The sequence below is a fragment of the Halococcus morrhuae DSM 1307 genome, from assembly GCF_000336695.1.
GTDB lineage: Archaea > Halobacteriota > Halobacteria > Halobacteriales > Halococcaceae > Halococcus > Halococcus morrhuae.
Genome location: NZ_AOMC01000072.1, coordinates 1 through 2,767, shown reverse-complemented (window position 1 = coordinate 2,767; position 2,767 = coordinate 1). Strand labels below are relative to the sequence as shown.

Genomic DNA, 2,767 nt, shown 5'->3' with positions numbered 1-2,767 from the left:
CCCACGAGGGTTCGTCTGAAACCGGTGATCGTGATGTCGAGCCCGGAGTAATCCGGCCCGCTTCAACCCCACGAGGGTTCGTCTGAAACCATCGTAAAGCCGTAGAGGTCCCCGTAGTGGTTGCGCTTCAACCCCACGAGGGTTCGTCTGAAACCTGGCCGTCGAGGACGTCCTCGACGAGCTCGACCTCGCTTCAACCCCACGAGGGTTCGTCTGAAACCGGTGAGGATCGGTGCGTCGTCACGATCCGGCTGGGTGCTTCAACCCCACGAGGGTTCGTCTGAAACTCCCCCAATCTGAGGGAGTTGCGCGGATAACGGCAGCTTCAACCCCACGAGGGTTCGTCTGAAACGGTTGCGGGGATGCTCAACGATGACGAGACCGACGCTTCAACCCCACGAGGGTTCGTCTGAAACTTCTGGACGGGGAGGCTTGCGTCGCTCGACGTGCCGCTTCAACCCCACGAGGGTTCGTCTGAAACCATGCCCGAGAGAGCGGACATAGAGCTGCTACGCATCGTCTATCGGATACCGTTTTCGTTGACCAGCAGTAGCCGCCGAACCCCCGTGGGTCGATGGAGCGTAGCGAAAATCGGCGGTCTTCGGTCAGTCCTTGCGCCCGCTTGAGTAGTCATGATCGCATGTAGCTGCACGATTCACATCCCGGCATTGTCGATCGCCAGAACTTCGGAGTATAGCGAATATACAAGCCAATTCGGCGACTGCCAGTAGTCTCAGATCATGATACCACGGTCATTGCGTCAGTTTNCCAGAACTTCGGAGTATAGCGAATATACAAGCCAATTCGGCGACTGCCAGTAGTCTCAGATCATGATACCACGGTCATTGCGTCAGTTTCTATGCACGTCCTGTCGTGAATACCAATTTCATATCGAAAATCAGAAAGATTGAACAATATAAAAGACAGCTGTTGCTACTGAGCCGTCCACAACTGACGTGATGTGGACGGCTACCCACCCGGCGCGAGGCAGAACCCAATGAGTTCCACGACCTCGCCGGCACGAAGTGGCGGCGGGTCACCGAGATCAACATCAACCGCCTCACGGAGCAGGAGGTTCGTAAGCCTCCAAACGTTATACATGACCACTCCAAGCACGAAATACAGCAATCGAACGCGGTAGTCCGTTGACGCAGTTGTCGGGAGAAAGTGTTTCTTGATTGTCTTATACTCGTTTTCAATCACCCACCGCTGGCGGTACTGCGAGGTGAACCCTATCGCCTCGTCCGGCGATAGGTCGCGATTTGTCGTGAATACCGCATACTGTCCTTCTTCTTCTTCTGTCGATGGGACATATATGATACTTGTTTTGTGTTTTCGACCATCTACCCAGAGTGGTACCTCTCGTTCAACAGCGACATCCACGGCTGAATGCTCGTCAATCTGCTCGATTCCACGCCAATCTGCTGCGTACTTTTTCTTCGGGATGAGGTAGGTGACGCCGTGTCGGTCGAGTTCGTCGCGCACTCCGTGCGCGTCGAACTCACGGTCGGCGAACACTTTGTGGATGTCGACATGTTGTTCGGCTTGCTCCATCAATCGGTTCACGAACGCCGTTTTCGGTGTAGATTCACCGACGTCGGCCTCCCAGGCCGACGTCTCCCGAACGGGTTCGATGGCTAGGACGATCGGTGTGTCCTCGCCAACAATCGTGAGCGTGGCGAACTTGTAGCTGCGGCGGTGATCTGGATCACCGCTCACCATTTCGGGAAAATCGTCTTTAGGAACCTTCTCGTCGCCGTTGACGATGATTGGCTCGTCGTCCCACTCAATATCCTCGTCGTCCTTGTAGGGCGACGGGTAGAACTCCCAGTGAGTGACATCAATAGCAGCGATGACCGGCTGACGCACACCACCGCGTTCTGTAACATCGTCGAGGAGACACCCGATGCCCTCGTGGAATGGTTCGAGGATCGCCTCACGGAGGCGATCCCAATCCGGTGGCTGGTCTCCGTCTGCGAAATCATCAAGCGTGGTCTGTTCGTCCGCCGCTCCGACCTTCTTCATCGTTCGGAGGTGCGTATCGCCGTGAGGCGTCTTCGCCCGGTCGCTTAGACGATCGAAACGACGACGTGGCGTCGTCGTTCCGACGTCCGCCAAATTGAGGTAGGCTTGACGTTCGAAGAATACCTCATCTGGATACGTTGTATTGGCTGCTCGATCGGTATCGAACGCGGAGAGGCCACGATCGCGGGCGATCCGGATCGCCCGCATGATCTGGTCGTCGGTGACGCCTGCATCGTCGATCTCGCCGGGGTCGAGCCGTGGCTCGCCCGGCGAGATGAGGTCGTGATTAGCGGCTATCTCACGGATCGCACAGGCAGTGGCCTTGATCTGGCGGCGGTCGGCGAGCGACAGCCGACGCCGCCAGATGTAGTTGACGGCCTGTTGAGTGGGAGATCGAGAGAGGCGAAACCGGATGAAGACGTAGGCTGTACCGGTGAGACGGCGCGTGAGTTCACTGTCGTTGAACTCACGCGCGTGCTGGTAGAGAAACATACGGATGACTGGTTCGAAGTCGAACTGAGCCTGACCAGGGTGGGAGTACTGATCGGAGAAACTGTCTGGCGGAATGTCGAGATCCGCGATAATTCGCGTGATATGGTCGTGGACGTCGCATAGTTCTTCAGCCTGCTCAACGAGACCGTCTACCGCGGTCGGAAAGTCTGAAATCGACACGATTGAATTATAGTGCTCCAGACTTGTGATTGAAATGGTGGTTTGTAATTTTCCATGCTCCGAAGTTCTG

1 protein-coding gene and 1 CRISPR repeat array are annotated in these 2,767 nt (G+C 56.3%); the gene reads right to left on the bottom strand.

Annotation, left to right across the window (positions count from 1 at the left end; all coding sequences use genetic code 11):
- Nucleotides 1-59: 59 nt before the first annotated feature.
- A CRISPR array of direct repeats spans nucleotides 60-481; the repeat unit is 30 nt; unit sequence GCTTCAACCCCACGAGGGTTCGTCTGAAAC.
- A gap of 488 nt (nucleotides 482-969) precedes the next feature.
- The coding region (locus C448_RS04920; RefSeq protein WP_004052227.1) for a transposase at nucleotides 970-2,767 on the bottom strand (1,798 nt) is incomplete at its 5' end.